The sequence below is a fragment of the Streptomyces sp. LZ34 genome, from assembly GCF_053890475.1.
Genome location: NZ_CM132680.1, coordinates 9,418,662 through 9,440,846, shown reverse-complemented (window position 1 = coordinate 9,440,846; position 22,185 = coordinate 9,418,662). Strand labels below are relative to the sequence as shown.

16 protein-coding genes are annotated in these 22,185 nt (G+C 71.4%); 7 read left to right on the top strand and 9 right to left on the bottom strand.

Annotated elements, in window-relative coordinates:
- Positions 1-165: 165 nt before the first annotated feature.
- Genes whiA through uvrC form a run of 4 tightly spaced genes read right to left on the bottom strand, consistent with a single transcriptional unit; the run spans position 166 to position 5,199 of the window.
- A complete protein-coding gene (gene whiA, locus ACWY4P_RS40260; RefSeq protein ID WP_046085668.1) occupies positions 166-1,155 on the bottom strand; it encodes a DNA-binding protein WhiA in 990 nt (329 codons plus the stop codon).
- Positions 1,146-2,165, bottom strand: coding sequence for a gluconeogenesis factor YvcK family protein (locus tag ACWY4P_RS40255; RefSeq protein WP_456205592.1), 1,020 nt, complete (start codon positions 2,163-2,165; stop codon positions 1,146-1,148). Before ACWY4P_RS40255 ends, whiA begins: the two co-directional genes overlap by 10 nt.
- Positions 2,162-3,100: an RNase adapter RapZ gene (gene rapZ, locus ACWY4P_RS40250; protein WP_456205590.1), complete on the bottom strand. Its 939-nt coding sequence runs from the start codon at positions 3,098-3,100 to the stop codon at positions 2,162-2,164. Before rapZ ends, ACWY4P_RS40255 begins: the two co-directional genes overlap by 4 nt.
- The gene (gene uvrC / locus ACWY4P_RS40245; RefSeq protein ID WP_456205589.1) at positions 3,097-5,199 is read right to left on the bottom strand and encodes an excinuclease ABC subunit UvrC; all 2,103 of its coding nucleotides are present in this window, start codon (positions 5,197-5,199) and stop codon (positions 3,097-3,099) included. The genes rapZ and uvrC overlap by 4 nt, the downstream gene beginning before the upstream one ends.
- Before the next feature lie 188 nt (positions 5,200-5,387).
- Here uvrC and ACWY4P_RS40240 point away from each other — a divergent pair, with 188 nt between their 5' ends.
- Positions 5,388-6,386, top strand: a complete 999-nt coding sequence (locus ACWY4P_RS40240) for a LacI family DNA-binding transcriptional regulator (protein ID WP_456205588.1) — start codon at positions 5,388-5,390, stop codon at positions 6,384-6,386.
- A gap of 71 nt (positions 6,387-6,457) precedes the next feature.
- Positions 6,458-7,402: a carbohydrate kinase family protein gene (locus ACWY4P_RS40235; RefSeq protein ID WP_456205587.1), complete on the top strand. Its 945-nt coding sequence runs from the start codon at positions 6,458-6,460 to the stop codon at positions 7,400-7,402.
- Between the two features lie 178 nt (positions 7,403-7,580).
- On the opposite strand, the gene uvrA is transcribed toward ACWY4P_RS40235, so the two are convergent.
- A complete protein-coding gene (uvrA, locus tag ACWY4P_RS40230) occupies positions 7,581-10,571 on the bottom strand; it encodes an excinuclease ABC subunit UvrA (protein ID WP_456205586.1) in 2,991 nt (996 codons plus the stop codon).
- Between the two features lie 228 nt (positions 10,572-10,799).
- Between uvrA and ACWY4P_RS40225 the strand changes: the two genes are divergently transcribed.
- The 3 genes from ACWY4P_RS40225 to ACWY4P_RS40215 all read left to right on the top strand — a co-directional run bounded on the left by ACWY4P_RS40225 (position 10,800) and on the right by ACWY4P_RS40215 (position 13,698).
- Positions 10,800-11,555: a maleylpyruvate isomerase family mycothiol-dependent enzyme gene (locus tag ACWY4P_RS40225; protein ID WP_456205585.1), complete on the top strand. Its 756-nt coding sequence runs from the start codon at positions 10,800-10,802 to the stop codon at positions 11,553-11,555.
- Between the two features lie 4 nt (positions 11,556-11,559).
- Positions 11,560-12,216, top strand: coding sequence for an MBL fold metallo-hydrolase (locus ACWY4P_RS40220; protein ID WP_456205583.1), 657 nt, complete (start codon positions 11,560-11,562; stop codon positions 12,214-12,216).
- Positions 12,217-12,396: 180 nt separating this feature from the next.
- The gene (locus ACWY4P_RS40215; RefSeq protein ID WP_456213222.1) at positions 12,397-13,698 is read left to right on the top strand and encodes an MFS transporter; all 1,302 of its coding nucleotides are present in this window, start codon (positions 12,397-12,399) and stop codon (positions 13,696-13,698) included.
- A 139-nt stretch (positions 13,699-13,837) separates the two neighbouring features.
- Here ACWY4P_RS40215 and ACWY4P_RS40210 read toward each other — a convergent pair whose 3' ends face one another.
- From ACWY4P_RS40210 to uvrB, 4 genes are all read right to left on the bottom strand, one after another.
- The gene (locus ACWY4P_RS40210; RefSeq protein ID WP_456213221.1) at positions 13,838-14,851 is read right to left on the bottom strand and encodes a TerC family protein; all 1,014 of its coding nucleotides are present in this window, start codon (positions 14,849-14,851) and stop codon (positions 13,838-13,840) included.
- A gap of 319 nt (positions 14,852-15,170) precedes the next feature.
- Complete coding sequence (locus ACWY4P_RS40205; RefSeq protein WP_456205582.1) at positions 15,171-17,114, bottom strand: TerD family protein; 1,944 nt, start codon at positions 17,112-17,114, stop codon at positions 15,171-15,173.
- Positions 17,115-17,265: 151 nt separating this feature from the next.
- A complete protein-coding gene (locus tag ACWY4P_RS40200; RefSeq protein WP_456205581.1) occupies positions 17,266-17,844 on the bottom strand; it encodes a TerD family protein in 579 nt (192 codons plus the stop codon).
- Positions 17,845-18,009: 165 nt separating this feature from the next.
- On the bottom strand, positions 18,010-20,151 hold the full coding sequence (gene uvrB, locus ACWY4P_RS40195; protein WP_456205580.1) for an excinuclease ABC subunit UvrB: 2,142 nt from the start codon (positions 20,149-20,151) through the stop codon (positions 18,010-18,012).
- A gap of 246 nt (positions 20,152-20,397) precedes the next feature.
- On the opposite strand from uvrB, the gene ACWY4P_RS40190 reads away from it, so the two are divergent.
- Both ACWY4P_RS40190 and ACWY4P_RS40185 read left to right on the top strand, forming a co-directional pair.
- The gene (locus ACWY4P_RS40190; RefSeq protein ID WP_456205579.1) at positions 20,398-21,327 is read left to right on the top strand and encodes a glycerophosphodiester phosphodiesterase; all 930 of its coding nucleotides are present in this window, start codon (positions 20,398-20,400) and stop codon (positions 21,325-21,327) included.
- A 68-nt stretch (positions 21,328-21,395) separates the two neighbouring features.
- Entirely contained in the window at positions 21,396-22,031 is a 636-nt protein-coding gene (locus ACWY4P_RS40185; protein ID WP_456205578.1) for a methylated-DNA--[protein]-cysteine S-methyltransferase, read from the top strand.
- Positions 22,032-22,185: the final 154 nt, after the last annotated feature.

Below are 22,185 nucleotides of genomic sequence, written 5' to 3'. Positions count from 1 at the left end.
GTCGGTGCGCAGGCGCACAAGACTTGTCACGCCACATGATCATGTCAATGGCACCGCAAGACAGTCATTCGGCGCGAAAAGGTTCGACACCCAGGGCAGCGAGACGCCCCCGGCCTCTCATCGGAAGCCGGGGGCGGGAGGTCTGTCGTACGGTCAGCCGGCGTGTCAGCCGACCATGCCCTCGGCCATCTCCTCGGTCAGGCTGGACTCGGTGCCGGGGATCCCGAGGTCCTGGGCGCGCTTGTCCGCCATGGCCAGCAGGCGGCGGATGCGGCCCGCGACGGCGTCCTTGGTCAGCGGCGGGTCGGCGAGCGCGCCCAACTCCTCCAGGGACGCCTGCTTGTGCTCCATGCGCAGCCGGCCGGCCGCGGCCAGGTGCTCGGGCACCTCGTCGCCGAGGATCTCCAGCGCCCGCTGCACCCGGGCCCCGGCGGCGACGGCGGCCCGGGCCGAGCGGCGCAGGTTGGCGTCGTCGAAGTTGGCGAGCCGGTTGGCCGTGGCCCGCACCTCGCGGCGCATCCGGCGCTCCTCCCACGCGAGCACCGACTCATGGGCGCCGAGCCGCGTCAACAGCGCGCCGATAGCATCACCGTCACGGACGACAACGCGGTCAACACCGCGCACCTCCCGCGCCTTCGCGGCGATCTGCAGCCGACGCGCCGCGCCGACCAGCGCCAGCGCGGCCTCGGGGCCGGGGCAGGTCACCTCCAGCGAGGAGGAGCGGCCGGGCTCGGTGAGCGAGCCGTGGGCGAGGAAGGCCCCGCGCCAGGCGGCCTCGGCGTCACAGGTGGCACCCGAGACGACCTGCGGCGGCAGCCCGCGGATCGGCCGGCCGCGGCCGTCGACCAGGCCGGTCTGCCGGGCCAGCTGGTCCCCGCCCGCCACCACCCGCACCACATAGCGGCTGCCGCGGCGCAGCCCGCCGGGGGCCATCACCACCAGGTCGGAGGAGTGCCCGAAGATCTCCAGGATGTCCTTGCGCACTCTGCGGGCCGCGATGCCCGTATCCAGCTCCGCCTCGATCACGATGCGCCCGCTGACCAGGTGCAGCCCGCCCGCGAACCGCAGGATCGCCGAGACCTCCGCTTTCCGGCAGCAGGTGCGGGTGACGGGGAGCCGGGAGATTTCGTCCTTCACCGCTGCCGTCATCGCCATGGGCCGATCCTTCCATGCATCCGAAAAATACGGTCGTACGCGGCCGCCAAAAGCTCCGGGTCGTGTTTCGGGGAGCCGTCGGGCCTGGCCACCGGCGCGAGCTCGACCGTGCCGCCCAGCCGCTTCGCGGCGTCGCACAGACTGCCCTGGTCGGGGACGGCGGCCTGGTCGGCCAGCACCACGTCGAAGGCGAGTTTAGGGGCGTGTCGGGCCAAAACCTCCAAATGACGCTGCGGGGAGAAGCCATCGGTTTCGCCGGGCTGGGGGGCCAGGTTCAGCGACAGGACCCGGCGGGCCTTGGTGTCGGTGAGCGCCTCCAGCAGCTCGGGGACCAGCAGATGCGGGATCACGGAGGAGAACCAGGAGCCGGGGCCCAGCACCACCCAGTCGGCGTCAAGGACCGCCTCGACGGCCTCGGGGACGGCCGGCGGGCCGCCCGGCACCAGGTGGACCGACTGCACCTCGCCGGGGGTGAGCGCGACGGTGGCCTGCCCGCGTACGGTGGTGACCTCCTCCGGGCGGCCCGGGTCATGGCCGCGGACGAACGCCTGGAGCTCCAGCGGGACCGCCGACATGGGCAGCACCCGGCCGTGCGCGCCCAGCAGCTTGCCGACCAGGTCCAGGGCCTTGACGTGGTCCCCCAGCTGCTCCCAGAGGGCGACGATCAGGAGATTGCCGACCGCGTGGCCGTGCAGCTCGCCCTCGCTGGCGAAGCGGTGCTGGATGACCCGGGCCCAGGTCTGGCCCCAGTCGTCGTCGCCGCACAGCGCGGCCAGCGCCTTGCGCAGATCGCCGGGCGGCAGCACCCCGAGCTCGTCGCGTAGCCGCCCGCTGGAGCCCCCGTCGTCGGCGACGGTGACGACGGCGGTCAGATCGCCGGTGATCCGGCGCAGGGCGGCGAGCGAGGCGGACAGCCCCATCCCGCCGCCGAGCGCGACCACTTTGGGCTGCGCTCCCTTGCTGGTACGGGATCCGACCAGCCGCCGCAGCCGTCTGGTCCGGATCGTCACTCGCGCCCCATGTCACGGTGGACGATGACGGTCTCCACTCCCTCGGCGGCGAGCCGGGCGGCGAGCCGCTCGGACATCGCGACGCTGCGGTGCTTGCCGCCGGTGCAGCCGACGGCGATGGTCACATAGCGCTTGCCCTCGCGGCGGTAGCCGGCCGCGATCAGCTGGAGCAGCTCGGCGTAGCGGTCGAGGAACTCCTTGGCGCCGGGCTGGTTGAAGACATAGCCGGCGACCTCCTCGTTGAGGCCGGTGAAGGGGCGCAGCTCCGGGACCCAGTGCGGGTTCGGCAGGAAGCGGCAGTCCACCACCAGGTCCGCGTCCACCGGCAGGCCGTACTTGTAGCCGAAGGACATGACGGTGGCGCGCAGCTCCGGCTCCTCCTCGCCGGCGAACTGGGCGTCCATCTTGGCGCGCAGCTCGTGCACATTGAGGCTGGAGGTGTCGATCACCAGGTCGGCGTCGCCGCGCAGCTCGCGCAGCAGATCCCGCTCGGCCGCGATGCCGTCCACGATCCGGCCGTCGCCCTGGAGCGGGTGCGGGCGGCGCACCGACTCGAAGCGGCGCACCAGGGCCTCGTCGGACGCCTCCAGGAAGAGGACGCGGCGCTTGACGTTCTTCGCGGCCAGGTCCGCCAGGGACTCGCGCAGATTGTCGAAGAAGCGACGGCCGCGGACGTCGACGACCACCGCGATACGGGCCACATTGCCCTGGGAGCGGGCGCCGAGGTCCACCATGGTGGGGATCAGCGCGGGAGGCAGGTTGTCCACCACGAACCAGCCGAGGTCCTCCAGACACTTGGCGGCGGTGCTGCGCCCCGCCCCCGACATGCCGGAGATGATCACCAGCTCGGGGATGGCCGTCGCCTCGGCTGCGGCGTCTCCCGGCGTGCCCGTATTCACCTGCGCTCCGTCTCCATGCTTCTCATGCTCGTTCATCTGTCCGTCCCCCGCGTCGCTGACGACGCCGCGCTCGCGGCCTCGTCCTCAATGATCTCTCCTGTGGCGGTGTTCACCGCCGGGGCGGCCGGGGCCGCCGTGGCGAGGGCGGCGGCGACCGTCTCGGCCGTCTTGCGGCCCACCCCCGGCACCTCGCATATCTGCTCGACCGTCGCGACGCGCAGCCGCTTGAGCGAGCCGAAGTGCTTCAGGAGCGCCTGCCGACGGCTTTCGCCGAGCCCGGGCACGGTGTCCAGCGGGCCGGCCTTCATCGATTTGGCCCGCTTGCCGCGCTGGTAGGTGATGGCGAAGCGGTGCGCCTCGTCGCGCACGCGCTGCAGCAGATAGAGCCCCTCGCTGCTGCGGGGCAGCACGACCGGGTCCTCGTCGTCGGGCAGCCAGACCTCCTCCAGCCGCTTGGCGAGGCCGCAGACGGCCACGTCGTCGATCCCGAGCTCGTCCAGCGCCCGCTTGGCGGCGGCGACCTGCGGCCGGCCGCCGTCCACGACGACGAGCTGCGGCGGGTAGGCGAACCGCTTCGGCCTGCCGCTCTCGTCGATGGGCCCGGCGGGCGCGGCGGGCTCAGCGGGCTCTGTGGGCTCTGTGGGCTCTGTGGGCTCGGCGAGCTCCGCACGCCCGTTGGCGTGCTCGTTGTGTGCCGCGTCGCCGTCGGGCGGCGGGCCCCACTCGCCGGTGTCCGTCTTCTCCTGTAGATAGCGGCGGAACCGGCGGCCGACCACCTCGTGCATGGCGCGGACGTCGTCCTGGCCCGCGAAGCTCTTGATCTGGAAGCGGCGGTACTCGCTCTTGCGCGCCAGGCCGTCCTCGAAGACCACCATGGACGCCACCACGTCCTCGCCCTGTAGATGCGAGATGTCGAAGCACTCGATCCGCAGCGGGGCGGAGTCCAGCTCCAGGGCCTCGGCGATCTCCTCCAGGGCGCGCGAGCGCGTGGTCAGATCGGAGGCGCGCTTGGTCTTGTGCAGCGCCAGCGCCTGCTGGGCGTTGCGCGCGACGGTCGCCATCAGGTCCTTCTTGTCGCCGCGCTGCGGGATGCGCAGATCGACCCGGGAGCCGCGGCGGTCGCCGAGCCACTGGGCGACCGGCTCGGCGGGCTCGGGCAGGGCGGGGACCAGGACCTCCTTGGGGACCGCGTCGCCCTTCTCCTCCCCGTACAGCTGCTGGAGCGCGTGCTCGACCAGCCCGGCGGTGTCGACGGCCTCCACCTTGTCGGTGACCCAACCGCGCTGGCCGCGGACCCGGCCGCCGCGCACATGGAAGATCTGGACGGCCGCTTCCAGCTCGTCCTCGGCGATTGCTATCAGGTCGGCGTCGGTGGCGTCGGCGAGCACGACCGCGTTCTTCTCCATGGCGCGCTTGAGCGCCCCGATGTCGTCGCGGAGCCGGGCCGCCTTCTCGTACTCCATCTCCTCGGCGGCCTCCTGCATCTGCTCCTCGAGGCGGCGCAGATAGGTGCCGGTGCGCCCGGCCATGAAGTCGCAGAACTCCTCGGCCAGCTCCCGGTGCTCCTCGGCGGTCACCCGGCCCACGCAGGGGGCGGAGCACTTGCCGATGTAGCCGAGCAGACAGGGGCGGCCGATCTGGGCCGAGCGCTTGAACACCCCGGCCGAGCAGGTCCGCACCGGAAAGACCCGCAGCATCAGGTCGACCGTCTCGCGGATGGCCCAGGCGTGGCCGTACGGGCCAAAGTAGCGCACGCCCTTCTTCTTGGGGCCGCGCATGACCTGGACCCGGGGGAATTCCTCGTTGAGCGTGACGGCGAGGGACGGATAGCTCTTGTCGTCGCGGTACTTGACGTTGAACCGGGGGTCGAACTCCTTGATCCAGGAATACTCGAGCTGCAGCGCCTCGACCTCCGTGTTCACCACGGTCCACTCCACGGAGGCGGCCGTGGTGACCATGGTGCGGGTGCGCGGGTGGAGGTTCGCCAGGTCCTGGAAGTACGAGGAGAGCCGCGGGCGCAGGCTCTTCGCCTTTCCGACGTAGATCACCCGGCCGTGCTCGTCTCGGAACTTGTAGACCCCCGGCGAGTCGGGGATCTGTCCCGGCTTGGGGCGGTAGCTGCTCGGGTCGGCCATGGTCACCACCCTACTGGCGGGGAGTGACAGTCCGGAGCGGTCGGGCCGCGTGCGCCGCACCCGATGTCACCCCTGGCACGTAAGCGTTTGCGCAAGCGTTTACGTGCGGCCGCGGATGAGGTACGTTCCTGCCTCGAACCGCCCTGGGGCACCCAGGGGGCCGGTGGACGGTGAAGGGAGAGCCGCACGTGGCGACCATGGCCGATGTGGCCCGGCGCGCGGGCGTGTCCGTGGCCACCGTTTCGCATGTGCTCAACGAGACCCGCCCGGTGCTCCCGGGCACCCGACGGGCCGTGCTCGACGCCATCGACGCCCTGGGCTACACCCACAACACACTCGCCCGCTCCCTCGTCACCGCGCGCACCCGTTCGATCGGCCTGGCGGTCTCGGCGATCAGCAATCCGTACTTCACCGAGATCCTCCAAGGCGTCGAGTCCAGCGCCCTGGAGCACGGCTACGGCCTGCTCATCGCCGACCCGCACGACGACCCCGGGCAGGAGCGCAAGGCCGTCCAGCTCCTCCATGAGCGGCGGGTGGACGGAGTGATCGTCGCCGCCTCCGCCGAGCCCGGCGCGATGATCGACTATCTGACCCGCCACCAGGTCCCCGCCGTCTTCCTCGACCGGCTGGTCACCGACGCCCACGACCAGGTGGGCGCGGAGAACGCCCTCCACGTCGAACAGCTCGTCCACCACCTCGCCGACCTCGGCCACACCCGCATCGGCCTGGTCGCGGGCGCGCCGGGGCTGAGCACCACCGCCGAGCGGATCGCCGGCTACCGGGCCGGGCTGCGCCGGCACGGGCTGCCGTACGCCCCCGAGCTGCTGGCCGGCGGCGACTCCGAGGCGGACGGCGCGCGGGACGCCACCCACCGGCTGCTGGCGGCCGCCCGGCCGCCCACCGCGATCGTCACCGCGAACAACGCGATGACCATCGGCGCGCTGCGCGCCCTGCGCGAGGCGGGCCTCGGCGTGCCGGACGACATCGCGCTGGTCTGCTTCGACGACTTCTCCTGGGCGGATGTGTTCTCGCCCCGGCTCACCGCGATCTCGCAGCCCAGCCGCCAGATCGGCGCCACCGCGGTCAGGCTGCTGCTCGACCGGCTGGCCGACCCCTCGCGGCCGCCGCAGACCGTCCGGCTGCCCTGCGCCTTTGTGCACCGCACCTCGTGCGGCTGTAAGGAGTGAAGTGCCTGACGGGGCCGGACACCCGGATGGCCCCAGGACCCCAACCCACCAACAACGTGAGGAACCGCCTCATGATCGTCGTCGCCGGAGAAGCCCTGATCGACCTGGTTCCCGACCGCCCCGCAGCGGCCGGCCCCGCGGCGGACCCGGCCTTGCCGGCGCTGCTGCCGCGGCGCGGCGGCGGCCCGTACAACACGGCGGTGGCGCTGGGCCGGCTGGGCTCGCCGACCGCCTTCTGCTCCCGGATCTCGGCCGACGGCTTCGGCGAGGCGCTGATGGCGGGGTTGCGCGAGGACGGCGTGGACACCGCGCTGGTGCAGCGCGGCGCGGAACCGACCACGCTGGCGGTGGCGTCGATAGCCCCCGACGGCTCGGCAGGCTACGGCTTCTATGTCGAGGGCACCGCGGACCGTCTCTTCGAGCTGCCCGCGGCCCTTCCCGACTCGGTCGCGGCGCTGTCCTTCGGCACCTGCTCGCTGGTGCTGGAGCCGGGCGCGAGCGCCTACGAGGCACTGCTGCGGCGGGAGGCGGCGCGGGGCGTCTTCACCGCGCTCGACCCGAACATCCGCACCGGTCTGATCCCCGACGCCGACGCCTACCGGGCCCGGTTCCGCGGCTGGCTGCCGCATGTCGCGCTGCTCAAGCTGTCGATGGAGGACGCCGCCTGGCTGGCCGGCGCCCAGGACGCGGCGGCGGCCGCCCGGGAGTGGCTGGCGGCGGGCCCGGCGGCCGTGGTCCTCACGCACGGCCGGGACGGCATCAGCGTCCTCACCCGGGGCGGGGGCGGCTGCGCCGTCCCCGGCGTACAGGTCGAGGTCGTGGACACCATCGGGGCGGGCGACACGGTGAACGCCGCGCTGCTGCACCGTCTGGCGGCGCATGAGGCGCTGTCGGCGGACGCGGTGGCGAAGCTGGACGAGGCGGCCTGGCGGGATGTGCTCGGCTTCGCGGCGCGGGCCGCCGCCGTCACCTGCTCCCGGGCGGGCGCGCAGCCGCCTTACGCGGCCGAGCTCTGACCCCGGCCTCACGAGTCCCCGCAACGCGCCGCAAGGCGCTGAGGGGACGCCGTGGAGGCGCTGTCAGGCGTGCCCCGTGCCCCCGCCGCTTCTGCGGCGGGGGCAGCGGAGTGTGCCGCGCCCGGCGGGGGCGCGGCACGCTCCGCCGCGTGGCTCCGGCGCCTACCGCCGGCCCGCGCTACTTCGCCGCCGCGCGCCGCGCGGGGACCGTCGCCTTCGCCGCGGCCTTCTTGACCGCGGTCTTCTTGGCGGCCGCCTTCTTGGCCGGAGCCTTCGCGGGGGCCTTCTTCGCGGTCTTCCGCCCGACCGGCACCGCCGCGTCGCTCACCCGGTCCCCCAGCATCTCCCTGAGGAACTTGCCGGTGTGGCTGGCCGGGACCGAGGCCACCTGCTCGGGGGTGCCCTCGGCAACAACCAGACCGCCGCCGCCGCCGCCCTCCGGACCCATGTCCACGACCCAGTCAGCCGTCTTGATCACATCGAGGTTGTGCTCGATGACGATCACCGTGTTGCCCTTGTCGACCAGTCCGGACAGCACCTTGATCAGCTTGCTGATGTCCTCGAAGTGGAGCCCGGTCGTGGGCTCGTCGAGGACATAGACCGTGCGCCCCGTCGACCGCTTCTGGAGCTCGCTCGCGAGCTTGACGCGCTGCGCCTCGCCGCCGGAGAGGGTCGGCGCGGGCTGCCCGAGCCGGACGTAACCGAGCCCGACCTCGTTCAGCGTGCGCAGATGGCGGGCGATGGTCGGCACCGCCTCGAAGAAGTCGAGCCCCTCCTCGATGGGCATGTCCAGCACCTCGGCGATGGACTTGCCCTTGTAGTGCACCTCCAGCGTCTCCCGGTTGTACCGCGCGCCATGGCAGACCTCGCACGGCACATACACATCCGGCAGGAAGTTCATCTCGATCTTGATGGTGCCGTCGCCGGAGCAGTTCTCGCAGCGGCCGCCCTTGACGTTGAAGGAGAAGCGCCCGGGCAGGTATCCGCGGACCTTGGCCTCCATCGTCTCCGCGAACAGCTTGCGCACATGGTCGAAGACGCCCGTGTACGTCGCCGGGTTCGAGCGCGGGGTGCGGCCGATGGGCGACTGGTCGACGTGCACCACCTTGTCGACGAGGTCGTCGCCGGCGACCCGGGTGTGCCGGCCCGGGACGGCCCGCGCCCCGTTCAGCTCGCGCGCCAGGTGGGTGTACAGGATGTCGTTGACCAGGGTCGACTTGCCCGATCCGGAGACGCCGGTGACGGCGGTGAGCACGCCGAGCGGGAAGGACACATCGATGTCCTGGAGGTTGTTCTCCCGGGCGCCGTGCACCGTCAGCTGCCGCTCCGGGTCCATGGGCCGGCGCATCCCCGGCAGCTCGATGGACTTCTTCCCGGCCAGATACTGCCCGGTCATCGAGTCCTCGTTGGCCAGCAGCTCCTTGAGCGGCCCGCTGTGGACGACCTTGCCGCCGTGCTCGCCCGCACCCGGGCCGATGTCCACCACCCAGTCCGAGGTCTTGATGGTGTCCTCGTCGTGCTCGACGACGATCAGGGTGTTGCCGAGGTCGCGCAGCCGTACCAGCGTCTCGATCAGCCGGTGGTTGTCACGCTGGTGCAGCCCGATCGACGGCTCGTCCAGCACGTACAACACGCCCACCAGGCCGGAGCCGATCTGGGTGGCCAGCCGGATGCGCTGTGCCTCGCCGCCGGAGAGCGTGCCCGCCGCGCGATTGAGCGAGAGATAGTCCAGGCCGACGTCGACCAGGAACCGCAGCCGCTCGTTGACCTCCTTGAGCACCCGCTGGGCGATGGCCTTGTCGCGGGCGCTCAGCTTCATCCCGCGCAGGAACTCGGCGCACTCGCTGATCGACATCGCGGAGACCTCCGCGATCGAGCGGTCCTCCACCGTGACCGCCAGGATGAGCGGCTTGAGCCGGGTGCCCGCACAGGTGGGGCAGGGCACCTCGCGCATATAGCCCTCGAAGCGCTCACGGCTGGAGTCGCTCTCCGCCTCCGAGTACCGCCGCCGGACGAAGGGCACCGCCCCCTCGAAGGACGTGACGTAGGCCCGCTCCCGCCCGTAGCGGTTGCGGTAGCGGACCTCGATCTGCGTCTTGTGCCCGTTGAGCAGCGCCTTCTTGGCGCGCTGCGGGAGCCCCGCCCAAGGGATGTCCGTACGGAACCCGAGGGCGTCGGCGAGGCCGCCGTACAGCCGGGCGAAGTAGTCCTTGGTGTGGCCGTGGGACCAGGGGTGGATGGCGCCCTCGTCGAGCGACTTCTCCTCGTCCGGGATGATCAGCTCGGGGTCGACCTCCATGCGGGTGCCGATGCCGGTGCACTCCGGGCAGGCGCCGAAGGGCGAGTTGAAGGAGAAGGAGCGCGGCTCCAGCTCCTCGAAGGACAGGTCGTCGTACGGGCAGTAGAGGTGCTCGGAGAACATCCGCTCGCGCTGCGGATCGTCCTCGTCGAGGTCGACGAAGTCGAGGATCACCATGCCGCCGGAGAGCCCGAGCGAGGTCTCCACGGAGTCGGTCAGCCGCCGCTTGGCGCTGTCCTTGACCGTCAGGCGGTCGACGACCACCTCGATGGTGTGCTTCTCCTGCTTCTTCAGCGTCGGCGGGTCGGACAGCTGGATGGTCGCGCCGTCCACCCGCGCCCGGCTGTAGCCCTTGGTCTGCAGGTCGGCGAAGAGATCGACGAACTCCCCCTTGCGCTCGCGCACCAGCGGGGACAGCACCTGGAAGCGGCTGCCCTCGGGCAGCTCCAGCACCTTGTCGACGATCGCCTGCGGCGACTGGCGGGCGATCGGGCGGCCGCACTCGGGGCAGTGCGGCTTGCCGATCCTGGCGAACAGCAGCCGGAGGTAGTCATAGACCTCCGTGATGGTGCCGACCGTCGAGCGGGGGTTGCGCGAGGTGGACTTCTGGTCGATGGACACCGCCGGGGACAGGCCCTCGATGAAGTCCACGTCGGGCTTGTCCATCTGCCCCAGGAACTGGCGGGCGTACGAGGAGAGGGACTCGACGTAACGGCGCTGGCCCTCCGCGAAGATCGTGTCGAACGCGAGGGAGGACTTGCCCGACCCGGAGAGCCCGGTGAAGACGATGAGGGAGTCGCGAGGGAGGTCGAGCGAGACGTTCTTGAGGTTGTGCTCGCGAGCGCCACGGACGATGAGACGGTCGGCCACGCCGGTCGGCACCTTTCTTGAGAGAGGTGGGGGTCCGCGGGCCCCGCTTCCGTGGGGGCTCTGCCGGTACGCAGAACCGGAGCGAGGCGAAGCCCCCCGACCCAGGGTAGGGGGCGCTGCGGCGATGTCTTTAAGGGTGCAGCACACGAGCCTATAGCACGCACATTCGATTTGCTGACCAAGGGCGACAGCTTCACCCGAACGTGTGGTGCGCACTACGGTCGGAACATGACCGATTACGCACGTGACGCCGCCGCGGTGCGGGGCGCGACCGACCGGCTGATGGCCTCGGTGTCCCGGCTGGACGAGGCGGCCGTGAGCGAGCCCTCGCTGCTCCCCGGCTGGACCCGGGGCCACGTGCTGGCGCACCTGGCGCGCAACGCGGACGCCCTGGTGAATCTCCTCACATGGGCGCGCACCGGGGAGCCGACCCCCATGTACGCGAGCGAGGTCGCGCGCGACAGCGAGATCGAGGACGCGGCGGCCCGCCCGCTGCCCGTCCACCTCGACGATCTGCGCACCAGTGCCTTCCGCTTCAATTCGGCGGCCGCGGCGCTCCCCGCGGACCGCTGGTCCTACGTGGTCACCATGCGGCGCGGCGTGGTCGAGCAGGCCGGCCGGCTGCCCTTCCGCAGGCTGGTCGAGGTCGAGCTGCACCATGTGGACCTCGGGGTCGGCTACACCCTGGCGGATCTGCCCGCCGCGTTCGTCGAGGAGGAGCTCGACTATCTCACCGAGGTGAGGTTCGCGGGCCGCTCCGACGTCCCCCCGCTGCGGCTGGTGTCGAGCGACGGCGGCCGGGTCCGGCACACCGGCCGGGCGGGCGGGGGCCCAAGGGACCTCGCGGCGGTGGCCGGGGGAGAGCCGCAGCTGACCGTCGAGGGCTCCCCCGCCGCTCTGTTGGGGTGGCTGAGCGGGCGCACGGACGGGGCGGACCTGTCCTGCCCGGACGCGTCCCTGCCGGCCCTCCCGCCGCTAGGCTGAGGCCATGACGTACAGCGGAGCGGTGAAGGTCGGCGGGCCGGCGGATGTGCACGAACTGACCGATCTCATGATTTCGAAGGTCGCGGTCGGTCCGATGAGCAACAACGCCTATCTGCTGCGCTGCCGCGCCACCGACGAGCAACTGCTCATCGACGCCGCGGCCGAGCCGCACACCCTGCTCTCGTTCATCGGGAGCAGCGGCATCGCGTCCGTCGTCACCACCCACCGCCACCACGACCACTGGGGCGCGCTGCGCGAGGTGGTGGAGGCCACCGGCGCCCGCACCTACGCGGGCCGCTACGACGCCGAGGGCATCCCGGTCCCCACCGACGTACCGGTCGAGGACGGGGACACGCTGCGCGTCGGCCGGGTCGAGCTCACCGCCCGCCGCCTGGTGGGGCACACGCCGGGCAGCATCGCCCTGATCTACGACGACCCGCACGGCCACCCGCATGTGTTCACCGGCGACTGCCTCTTCCCCGGCGGGGTCGGCAACACCCGTAAGGACCCGAAGGCGTTCGAGAGCCTCATCAACGACGTCGAGACCAAGCTCTTCGACCGGCTGCCGGAGGAGACCTGGGTGTACCCCGGCCATGGCGACGACACCACCCTCGGCGCGGAGCGCCCGCACCTGGGCGAGTGGCGCCAGCGCGGCTGGTGAGCGACGCGTGAAGCAATGTGCGAGGGGAGCGCGCAGCGCCGCGTGAGAGCAGCGCGCGCGGCGCGTGACAGGGCGCGCGCCTCGCCCGCACGCCGCGCGCTCTCGCACACACCGCACGCCCCGTAACCGCGGGCGCACGGCAGCGGTTGGCGCTTCATGCACGACGACCGCTCCCCGTCCATGGTCCGGCTCGCCGCCGCGTCCCTGGCCGGCACCGCCATCGAGTTCTACGACTTCTTCGTCTACGGCACCGCGGCCGCGCTCGTCCTCGGCCCGCTCTTCTTCCCCACCGTCTCCCCGCTCGCCGGGACCTTCGCCGCCTTCGGCACCTTCGCCGTCGGCTTTCTCTCCCGGCCCCTGGGCTCGGCACTCTTCGGCCCGCTCGGCGACCGGTACGGCAGACGGCCGGTCCTTCTGATGTCGCTGCTGCTCACCGGGGTCGCGACGGTCGCGGTCGGCTTTGTGCCCACGTACGACTCGATCGGCGTCGCGGCCCCCGTGCTGCTGCTGGCGCTGCGCTTTCTCCAGGGCCTCGGGCTCGGCGGCGAGTGGGGCGGCGCGGTGCTGCTGACCGCGGAGCACGCGCCCGAGCGACGGCGCGGACTGTGGGCGGGCTTTCCGCAGATCGGCCCGGCCGTCGGATTCCTGCTCGCCAACGGCGTCATGCTGGTCCTGTCGGCGACGCTGAGCGAGGCCGATTTCCGGTCCTGGGGCTGGCGGGTGCCGTTCTGGGCGGCGGCCGGGCTGCTGGCGGCCGGGCTGCTGCTGCGCGCCCAGCTCCCCGAGTCCCCGCGGTTCCGGGAGCTGGCCGAGCGCGGCGAGCGCGCCGCCGCGCCGCTCGCCGAGGTGGTGCGCGGCCACTGGCGGCTGGTGCTGCTCACCGCGGGCGGCCTCGCGGTGGGCTACGCGGTCTTCTACGCCGTGACGACCTGGTCCCTCGCGTACGGGACGGAGCGGCTGGGCGTGGACCGCACGGTCATGCTCGGCTGTGTCATGGCGGCGGTGGCGGTCAAGGGCGCGGTGACGCCCCTGGCCGCGCATCTCGGCGACCGCTTCGGACGGCGGAGCATGTGCCTGGCGGGCTGCGCCGGCACGGTGCTGTGGATGTTCCCGATGGTGGCGCTGCTGCGCACCGGACGAGCCCCGCTGATGTTCCTCGGCTTCCTGGGCGCGCTGCTGGCCTTCGTCGCGATGCTGGCCGTCACGGCGGCCTATCTGCCCGAGCTGTACGAGCCGCGGGTGCGCTGCACGGGCGCGGCCCTCGGCTACAACCTCGGGGGCGTGCTCGGCGGCGGGCTCACCCCGCTCGTGGCGACCGCCCTGTCGCGCGGCGACGGTCCGCCGTGGGGCGTCGCCGCGTATCTGACCGGCATCGCGGTGCTCAGCCTGGGCTGCTTCGCGCTGCTCCCGGAGACCCGGCCGGCGGACGCGAAGGACCGCCCCCTCCCACGGCCGATGGAGGCCGGGGAGGCGGCGGTCTAGGGCGCCCCCTTGGGAGGCGGGCCCTAGGGTCCCGCCCCGGGGTCAGGGCAGCCCGGGGCGAGCCTGGGCGGGAGCCGGCAGGTGCGGCCGCCGGCTCCCTGGTCGGGGTGGTACGTCAACGCTGTCGCTGTCGCTGTGGTCAGGGCCGGACGTCGACGCTGTCCCGCTCCGCGGCCGCGGCCTCCTCCTCGGCCGCCCGCTCCCGCTCGGCCTGCTTCTTCGAGGCGTAGAGGCTGGTGACCGTGGTGATGGCGAGCACCGAGCAGATGACCCCCAGCGAGACCGGGATGCTGATCTCGGGGACGTGCACCCCGGACTCGTGCAGCGCGTGGAGCACCAGCTTCACGCCGATGAAGCCGAGGATCACCGACAGCCCGTACGACAGGTGGACCAGCTTCTTCAGCAACCCGCCGATCAGGAAGTACAGCTGGCGCAGGCCCATCAGCGCGAAGGCGTTGGCCGTGAAGACGATGTACGGGTCCTGGGTGAGGCCGAAGATCGCGGGTATCGAGTCGAGCGCGAACAGGACGTCCGTGGTGCCGATCGCCAGCATGACGATGAGCATCGGGGTCATCAGGCGCTTGCCGTTCTCGACGATGAACAGCTTGGTGCCGTGGTACTTGTCGGTGGACGGGAAGCGCTTCTCGACCGCCTTCAGCAGGCGGTTCTCCTCGAACTCCTCTTCCTCCTCGTCGGCCCGCGCCTCCTGGATCAGCTTCCACGCGGTCCAGATGAGGAACGCGCCGAAGAGGTAGAAGACCCAGGCGAAGTTCGAGATGATCGCGGCGCCGGCGCCGATGAAGATCGCCCGCAGCACCAGCGCGATGAGCACGCCCACCATCAGCACCCGCTGCTGGTAGATCGTCGGCACCGCGAACTTCGCCATGATCAACACAAAGACGAAGAGGTTGTCGACGCTCAGCGACTTCTCGGTGATGAACCCGGCGAAGAACTCGCCCGAGGGCTGACCGCCCGCGAAGACCAGTAGCCCGAGCCCGAACAGCCCGGCGAGGGCGACCCAGACGGCGGTCCAGATCCCCGCTTCCTTGAGCGAGACCTCATGGGGTTTGCGGCCGCCGATGAAGAAGTCGGCGGCGATAAGGGCACACAGACCAACGATGGTCAGCGCCCACAGGGTCCAGGAGACGTCCAACGGTTCCTCCGGCATTCGTACGGCAAGTTCAGCGTCGTCGCTGCCGGAGGTCTCTTCCGCCCGGGCTCGCACCACGGGCCGACGCCCCGGGTTCGCATCCGGCCCTACCAGGCACCGGACGCGATCCGTACTGACGGGAACGCCGCGACAGGAGTACTCCCCTCCGCAATAAGAAGAGTACAGGAATCACCAAGGAAGAGTAAAGAGATGGGTAAATCTGCTGGTCAGTCGTCCTTTACCAAGTATTGACGGGGCGTCAGTGCGGTCGGGGTCACTGTCCGAATGGGGCACCGTCCCATCGGGTCACTGTCCCATCGGGTCACTGTCCGTACGTCTGCCGGGCCCTGACCACCTGGGCCAGCACCTGCTCCACCACCTGGCTGCCGTCCGGCACCAGCGACGGCTCGTACGTCCAGGCGTGGCCCACCCAGGGGTCGGCCAGGTGGTCGTCCGGGACCGGGGTGACCCGCAGCAGCGAGCGCCACAGCGGGTCCAGCACCGGGCCGTAGGCCTGGGCGTCCTGCCGGTCGGCCACCATCATCAGGTGCACCCCCACCGAGGGCCCCTCGTCCGCGAGATAGCGCAGCTGGGTGACGGCCCGGTCGTCGAAGCCGTGCGGGAAGTCATTGACGATCAGCAGCTGTTCGGCGATGTCCAGGTCGGGCGGCAGCGCGTCCGTGGCGCCGCTGCGGACCGCCATCTGCACCAGGTCGACCCGGCGCGTCAGCCCGGCGAGCATCGCACTCACCCCCTGGGCGCCGGACGCGGGCGGCTCGCGCAGCACGCCGGAGCGCAGCAGCGGGGCGAAGGACCCGGCGGCCGACCCCGCCGGATCGATCACATGCACCGTGAACTCGCCCGCCGGATAGACCGCCAGCAGCCGCGCGGCATGCGCGACCGCCGTGTCCGCGGCCAGCCGGCGCAGCTCCCCGGAGTCCACCATCGCCGCGTCGGACAGCGCGTCCCGCCCGCTGTCGATCCACAGCCCGCGCTCCAGCGGCAGCCGCACCAGCATCGGGATGCGCAGATCCCGGCGCTCCGGGAGGTGCAGCTCGCCCAGGCGCAGCGCCATGGGGATCTCCATGGGCACCTGATAGCCCTGCCAGACCGGGCTGTCCCAGCGCGCGAACGCCGGGGGCAGCGCGGGCTCGACCACCTCGGCCTCGGCCGCGAGCTGGGCCAGGTCCCGGTCGAGGGCCGCGCGGGCCTGCTCGACCAGGGCGATGTGCTTGGCGCGGGCCTCCGCGCGGGCCGAGTCTGCGACCGGGCCGAAGCGGGTGCGCGGGTCGGAGAGGACCCCGTCCAGCTCCTTCTCCATGCGGGAGTCGGCGAAGTCGACCGCGCTGCGGTAGGCCGCGGTCGTCCGGGCCAGGTCCTCGAACATGCCCCAGACCTGGTTGTAGAGCCGCTCGTCCATGGTCCAGCCGGAGGCGTCGCCCGCGACGGGCTGGGCGGGCTGTCCCGGCTGCGCGGGCGGGGCGGCTGGAGGGGGCGTGGGCGGCGCGGACGTACGGCGGCCGGGGTGCTGGTAGTCGACCGGCCCGCCCGAGCCCGGCCCTCCCGGACCCGGCGCGCCCCCGGCGGCGGTGCCCGCGGGAGCCTGCTGCGGCGCGGCGGCGGGCTCGCCCGCCGGGCCGCTGCCGCCGGCCGTGGCCGTACGCACCCGCCCCTCGCCCTCCGGGCGGGGCGGCGGCTGGGCGACCGAGCGGGCCATGCCCTGGGCGACCGCGTCATTGATCCGCGCGGCCAGCTCGACGGCCTCCGGCAGCCCCTGGTCCTGCAGCATCGCGGCCAGCCCGCCCGCGTACCCCTGGCCGACGGCGCGCACCTTCCAGGCACCCTGCCTGCGGTACAGCTCCAGGGCGACCACCGCGGACTCCGATTCCAGGTCGGTGATGGTGTAGCTGGCGACCTCGGTGCCGTCGAGGCCGGTGACGGCGACGAACGGCGCGGGCATGGCGTCGAAGCGGGTTGGGCCGCCGACGCCCGTCGGCAGGGCCAGCAGCACATTGACCCGGTGGACCGCCTCGGGTACCGCGCCGAGGTCCACGGCGAGCCGGTGGTCCGCCGCGGCCTGCCTGGACACATCAATGCCCGGGAGCTGCGGCGCGGCGGGGTGCGCGACCCACTCGGTCCCCCGCACCGTGCCCTGCTCGTCGCCGAGCGTCGCCCCGGCCACGATCGGATGGCCCGCCGAGACCCGGATCTCCAAACGGGTCTGGGGCAGTGCGTGGTTCTGCCCCCGGACCAGCTCGGCCGTCATGGCTGCGTCCCCCTCGTTGCGTTTCGCTGTATGGAAATGTGCTGTATGGAAATGTGCGATGAGTGCTTGTACGTGCGATCGGTGACTGTGGTGCCGGGAGCACATCGGCCCGGTGGGCGAGTGCGCCTACCGGGCCGACGGGTTCAGCTGCTCACAGGTGCGGCAGGATGTGCGGCATCAGGTCCTGGAAGGTGCGGCCGTTGGCCGGCTCGCCGACGGCCTTCATCTGCCAGCCGGAGCCGTCGCGGTTCACCTTGGCCATGATCTGCGCGGTGTACTGCCCGCCGCCGGTGAGGGTGTAGCGGGCCAGCTCCTGACCGTTGGTCTCGTCCACCAGCCGGCAGAACGCGTTCTGCACCTCGGTGAAGGTCTGGCCGGTGAAGGAGTTCACCGTGAAGATGATCTGGTCGATGTGCACCGGCACCCGCTGCAGGTCGACCAGGATGGCCTCGTCGTCGCCGCCCTGGCCGGCGCCGCCCACCAGGTTGTCGCCCGTGTGGCGCACCGAGCCGTCGTCGCTGACCAGGTGGCGGAAGAAGACGACGTCCACCGGCTGCTTGTCGGCGAACAGGACAGCCGAGGCGTCGAGGTCGATCTCCCGCGTGCGGGAACCGAACAGCCCGCGGCGGGGCGCCGCCTGCCAGCCAAGTCCCATCCGCACCGCGGTCAGGGTGCCCCCGTCGGCCTTCTGCAGACTGATGGCCTGTCCCTTGGACATGTTGACCGTCACGCGCTGTCCCTACTCTCGTTTCTCGATTCCCCGCGGCCGCCCGGTCCGCACGGCCTGCTTGAACCCTATGCACTGGGACAAGCCCCCCAACCGCCCCCACCGGCTTTTGTGTCGGTCTTGCAACACACCGGGCAGCACGGACCGGGGGCGGCACGCCTCAGGGGGTCAGGACAGCCCGGCCTCCCTCATCTGGCGCAGCTCTTTCTTCAACTCCCCCACCTCGTCGCGCAGCCGCGCCGCGACCTCGAACTGAAGCTCCGCCGCCGCGGCCCGCATCCGGTCGGTCATCTCCTCGATCAGCTCGGCGAGTTCGGCGGCCGGACGGTCCGTCAGCTGCCCGTCCTTGGCACCCCTGGCAGCCTTGCCGGCCTTCTGCCCGGCGAGGGCGGGCACCGGGGCCTTCGCCTGTCCCTTGGCCGCGCCCTTGCCGTCGGTCTTGCGGTAGCCGGTGCCCAGCAGCTCCTTGGTGTCGATCTCCTCGCGGGCGATGGTCGCCACGATGTCGCCGATCTTCTTGCGGAGCGGCTGCGGGTCGATCCCGTTGGCCTTGTTGAAGGCGACCTGCTTCTCCCGGCGCCGGTTGGTCTCGTCGATGGCCTTCTCCATCGCCGCAGTGACCTTGTCGGCGTACATATGCACCTGGCCGGAGACGTTGCGGGCGGCACGGCCGATGGTCTGGATCAGCGAGGTGCCGGAGCGCAGGAAGCCCTCCTTGTCGGCGTCGAGGATCGCGACCAGCGAGACCTCCGGCAGGTCCAGGCCCTCGCGCAGCAGGTTGATGCCGACCAGGACGTCGAACTCGCCCGCGCGCAGCTCGCGCAGCAGCTCCACGCGGCGCAGGGTGTCCACGTCGCTGTGCAGATAGCGGACCTGGATGCCCAGCTCGAGCATGTAGTCGGTGAGGTCCTCGGCCATCTTCTTGGTGAGGGTGGTGACCAGGACGCGCTCGTCCTTCTCCGTCCGCGTGCGGATCTCGTGGATCAGGTCGTCGATCTGCCCCTCGGTGGGCTTGACGACGATCTCGGGGTCGACCAGGCCGGTCGGGCGGATGATCTGCTCCACGAAGCCGTCGCCGCGCGAGAGCTCGTACGGGCCGGGGGTCGCGGAGAGATAGACGGTCTGGCCGGTGCGCTTCAGGAACTCCTCCCACTTCAGCGGGCGGTTGTCGAGCGCGGACGGCAGCCGGAAGCCGTGCTCGATCAGCGTCCGCTTACGGGAGGCGTCGCCCTCGTACATCGCGCCGATCTGCGGGACGGTGACATGGGACTCGTCGATGACCAGGAGGAAGTCATCCGGGAAGTAGTCCAGCAGGGTGTGCGGCGGGGATCCGGGCTCGCGGCCGTCGATGTGCAGGGAGTAGTTCTCGATGCCGGAGCAGGTGCCGATCTGGCGCATCATCTCGATGTCGTAGGTCGTCCGCATCCGCAGCCGCTGGGCCTCCAGCAGCTTGCCCTGCTTCTCCATCCGGGCCAGGGTCTGCTCCAGCTCGGCCTCGATGCCGGCGATGGCCTTCTCCATGCGCTCGGGCCCCGCCACATAGTGGGAGGCCGGGAACACATACAGCTCCTGGTCGTCGGTGATGACCTCGCCGGTGAGGGGGTGGAGCGTGGACAACGCCTCGATCTCGTCGCCGAACATCTCGATCCGGACGGCGAGCTCCTCGTAGACCGGGAAGATCTCGATGGTGTCGCCGCGGACCCGGAAGGTGCCGCGAGTGAACGCCATGTCGTTGCGCGCGTACTGGATGTCGACGAAGCGGCGCAGCAGCTGATCGCGGTCGATCTCCTGGCCGACCTTCAGCGGCACCATGCGGTCCACGTACTCCTGTGGGGTGCCCAGGCCGTAGATGCACGAGACGGATGCCACCACGATCACGTCACGCCGGGTGAGCAGCGAGTTCGTCGAGGAGTGGCGCAGCCGCTCGACCTCCTCGTTGATCGAGGAGTCCTTCTCGATGTATGTGTCCGACTGCGGGACATACGCCTCTGGCTGGTAGTAGTCGTAGTACGACACAAAGTACTCGACCGCATTGTTCGGCAGGAGCTCGCGGAACTCATTGGCGAGCTGGGCGGCGAGGGTCTTGTTGGGCGCCATGACGAGGGTCGGCCGCTGGAGCTTCTCGATCATCCACGCGGTGGTCGCCGACTTTCCGGTGCCGGTCGCGCCGAGCAGCACAACATCGCTCTCACCAGCGCGGATGCGCCGCTCCAGGTCGGCGATCGCCGTCGGCTGGTCACCGCTGGGCTGGTACGGGCTGACGACCTCGAAGGGCGCCACCTTGCGTTCGATCTGAGATACGGGCCGCATGACACCCACCGTACGACCCGCCACTGACAACGGCCGACCGGCCGAACCCGGGGCCGTGGAGGGGTGACCCCGCTCGCGCCCCGCCGGACCGCCCGGCGGGCCCGTGCTTGACTCTGTCCACCCGACTTTCACTCTGCCCATCCGCGATTTCATTCTGTCCATCCGCGACCTACCCTTCGGGACGGCACGGCTGGGACCCTCTGCCCGTCCGCGAGTCACGCGAGTCAGACGACGCGAGGAGTCCGTATGCGCATCCGCCCCGCCGCCGCCCTCACCGGCGCGCTCATCGGTATGTCCGCGCTCTTCCTCTCACCGGCGGCCGCTCAGGCCGACCAGACCGATCAAGCCGACGACCAGTCGCACCACACCGTCACCGTCGCCCACCGGGGCGCCTCCGCCTACGCCCCGGAGAACACGCTCGCCGCCGTCGACGCGGCCGACGACCTCGGCATCACCTGGGTGGAGAACGACGTCCAGCGGACCAAAGACGGCGAGCTGATCGTCATGCACGACACCACGCTGAACCGGACCACGGATGTCGAGGAGGTCTTTCCGGACCGCGCCCCCTGGAAGATCTCCGACTTCACCATCGACGAGATCCGGCAACTGGACGCGGGCAGCTGGTTCAGCCCCGAGTTCGCGGGCGAGGGCGTGCCGACCCTCGAGGACTACCTCGATCGGGTGGAACACAACCACCAGAAGCTCCTTCTGGAGCTCAAGGCCCCGGAGCTGTATCCGGACATCGAGCGCCAGACGCTGCGCGAGCTGCGCAGGGAGGGCTGGCTGGACCGCCTCCATGTCCAGCACAAGCTGATCGTCCAGAGCTTCGGCGCGGACGCCGTGAAGCAGGTGCACGACCTGCGGTCGGACATCAAGACCGGCTTCCTCGGCACGCCCGCGGTCGGCGACCTGGAGACATACGCGGAATTCGCCGACCAGATCAATCCGAGCTACAAGACCATCGACGCCGAGTACGTCGCCGCGGTCCACGAGGTGGACGGCGCGCACGGCCGCCCGTTCGAGGTCTACGCCTGGACGGTGAACGACGCGCAGACGGCGGTCGACGTCGCGCGCATGGGCGTCGACGGGATCATCACCAACAACCCGGATGTCGTGCGGGACGCGCTGGAGGACGCGGGCTACGAGGTGCCGGGCGCCCCGGCGCCGGTCTCGTAGCGGCGACGTAGCGGCGTCACAGCTGGGCGCGGGGAGGCGCTGTCGGTCCCCGCGCCTAGGCTGGACCCGTGACGATCTCAGAAGGGCCGGAAGGGTCGACGGCGCGGCGCGAGGCTCGCGCGTGGTGCTGGAGCGTGCTCGACTCCCCCATCGGCCCGTTGCTGCTCGCGGCGACGGATCAGGGCCTGGCCCAGGTCGTCTTCCATGCCGACGACGCGACGGCGGCCGAGGCAGTCTCCCGGCTCACCGGCCGGCTCGGTACGGTCCCGGAGCCCGACCCTGCCTCCGGGGCCGCCTCCGGTGCGACCTCCGGAGCCGGGGCCGGGGCCACGCCGGACCGCCTCGCTCACCTCGGCTCGGCCGCGCGCCAGTTGGAGAGCTACTTCGCCGGCGCGCTGCGCGAGTTCACCGTCCCCCTGGACTGGTCCCTCACCACCGGTTTCAACCGCCGCGTCCTGCGCGAGCTCGCCGACCACGTTCCGTACGGCACGGTCGTCGGCTACGGGGAGCTCGCCGATCGCGTCGGCGACCCGGGCGCCGCGCGGGCGGTGGGCATGGCCATGGGCAGCAATCCGCTGCCGGTCGTGGTGGCCTGCCATCGCGTCGTCGAGAGCGGCGGCGGCATAGGCGGCTTCGGCGGCGGCCTGGAGACCAAGCGCACGCTGCTGTCCCTGGAAGGGATCCTTCCGCAGCCGCTCTTCTGACCCCGGCTCTTGATGCCGGCTCTGCCCCCGGGTGCCGCCCCGGAAATATCTTGTTCCGGAAAACTCCGACTGTCTTGTCGTGGACACGTTTCGCTCCTATCTTTGGATCGCTCCCAATGCGCACGGCACCATGCGCACGGCAGCACGAGCTCCT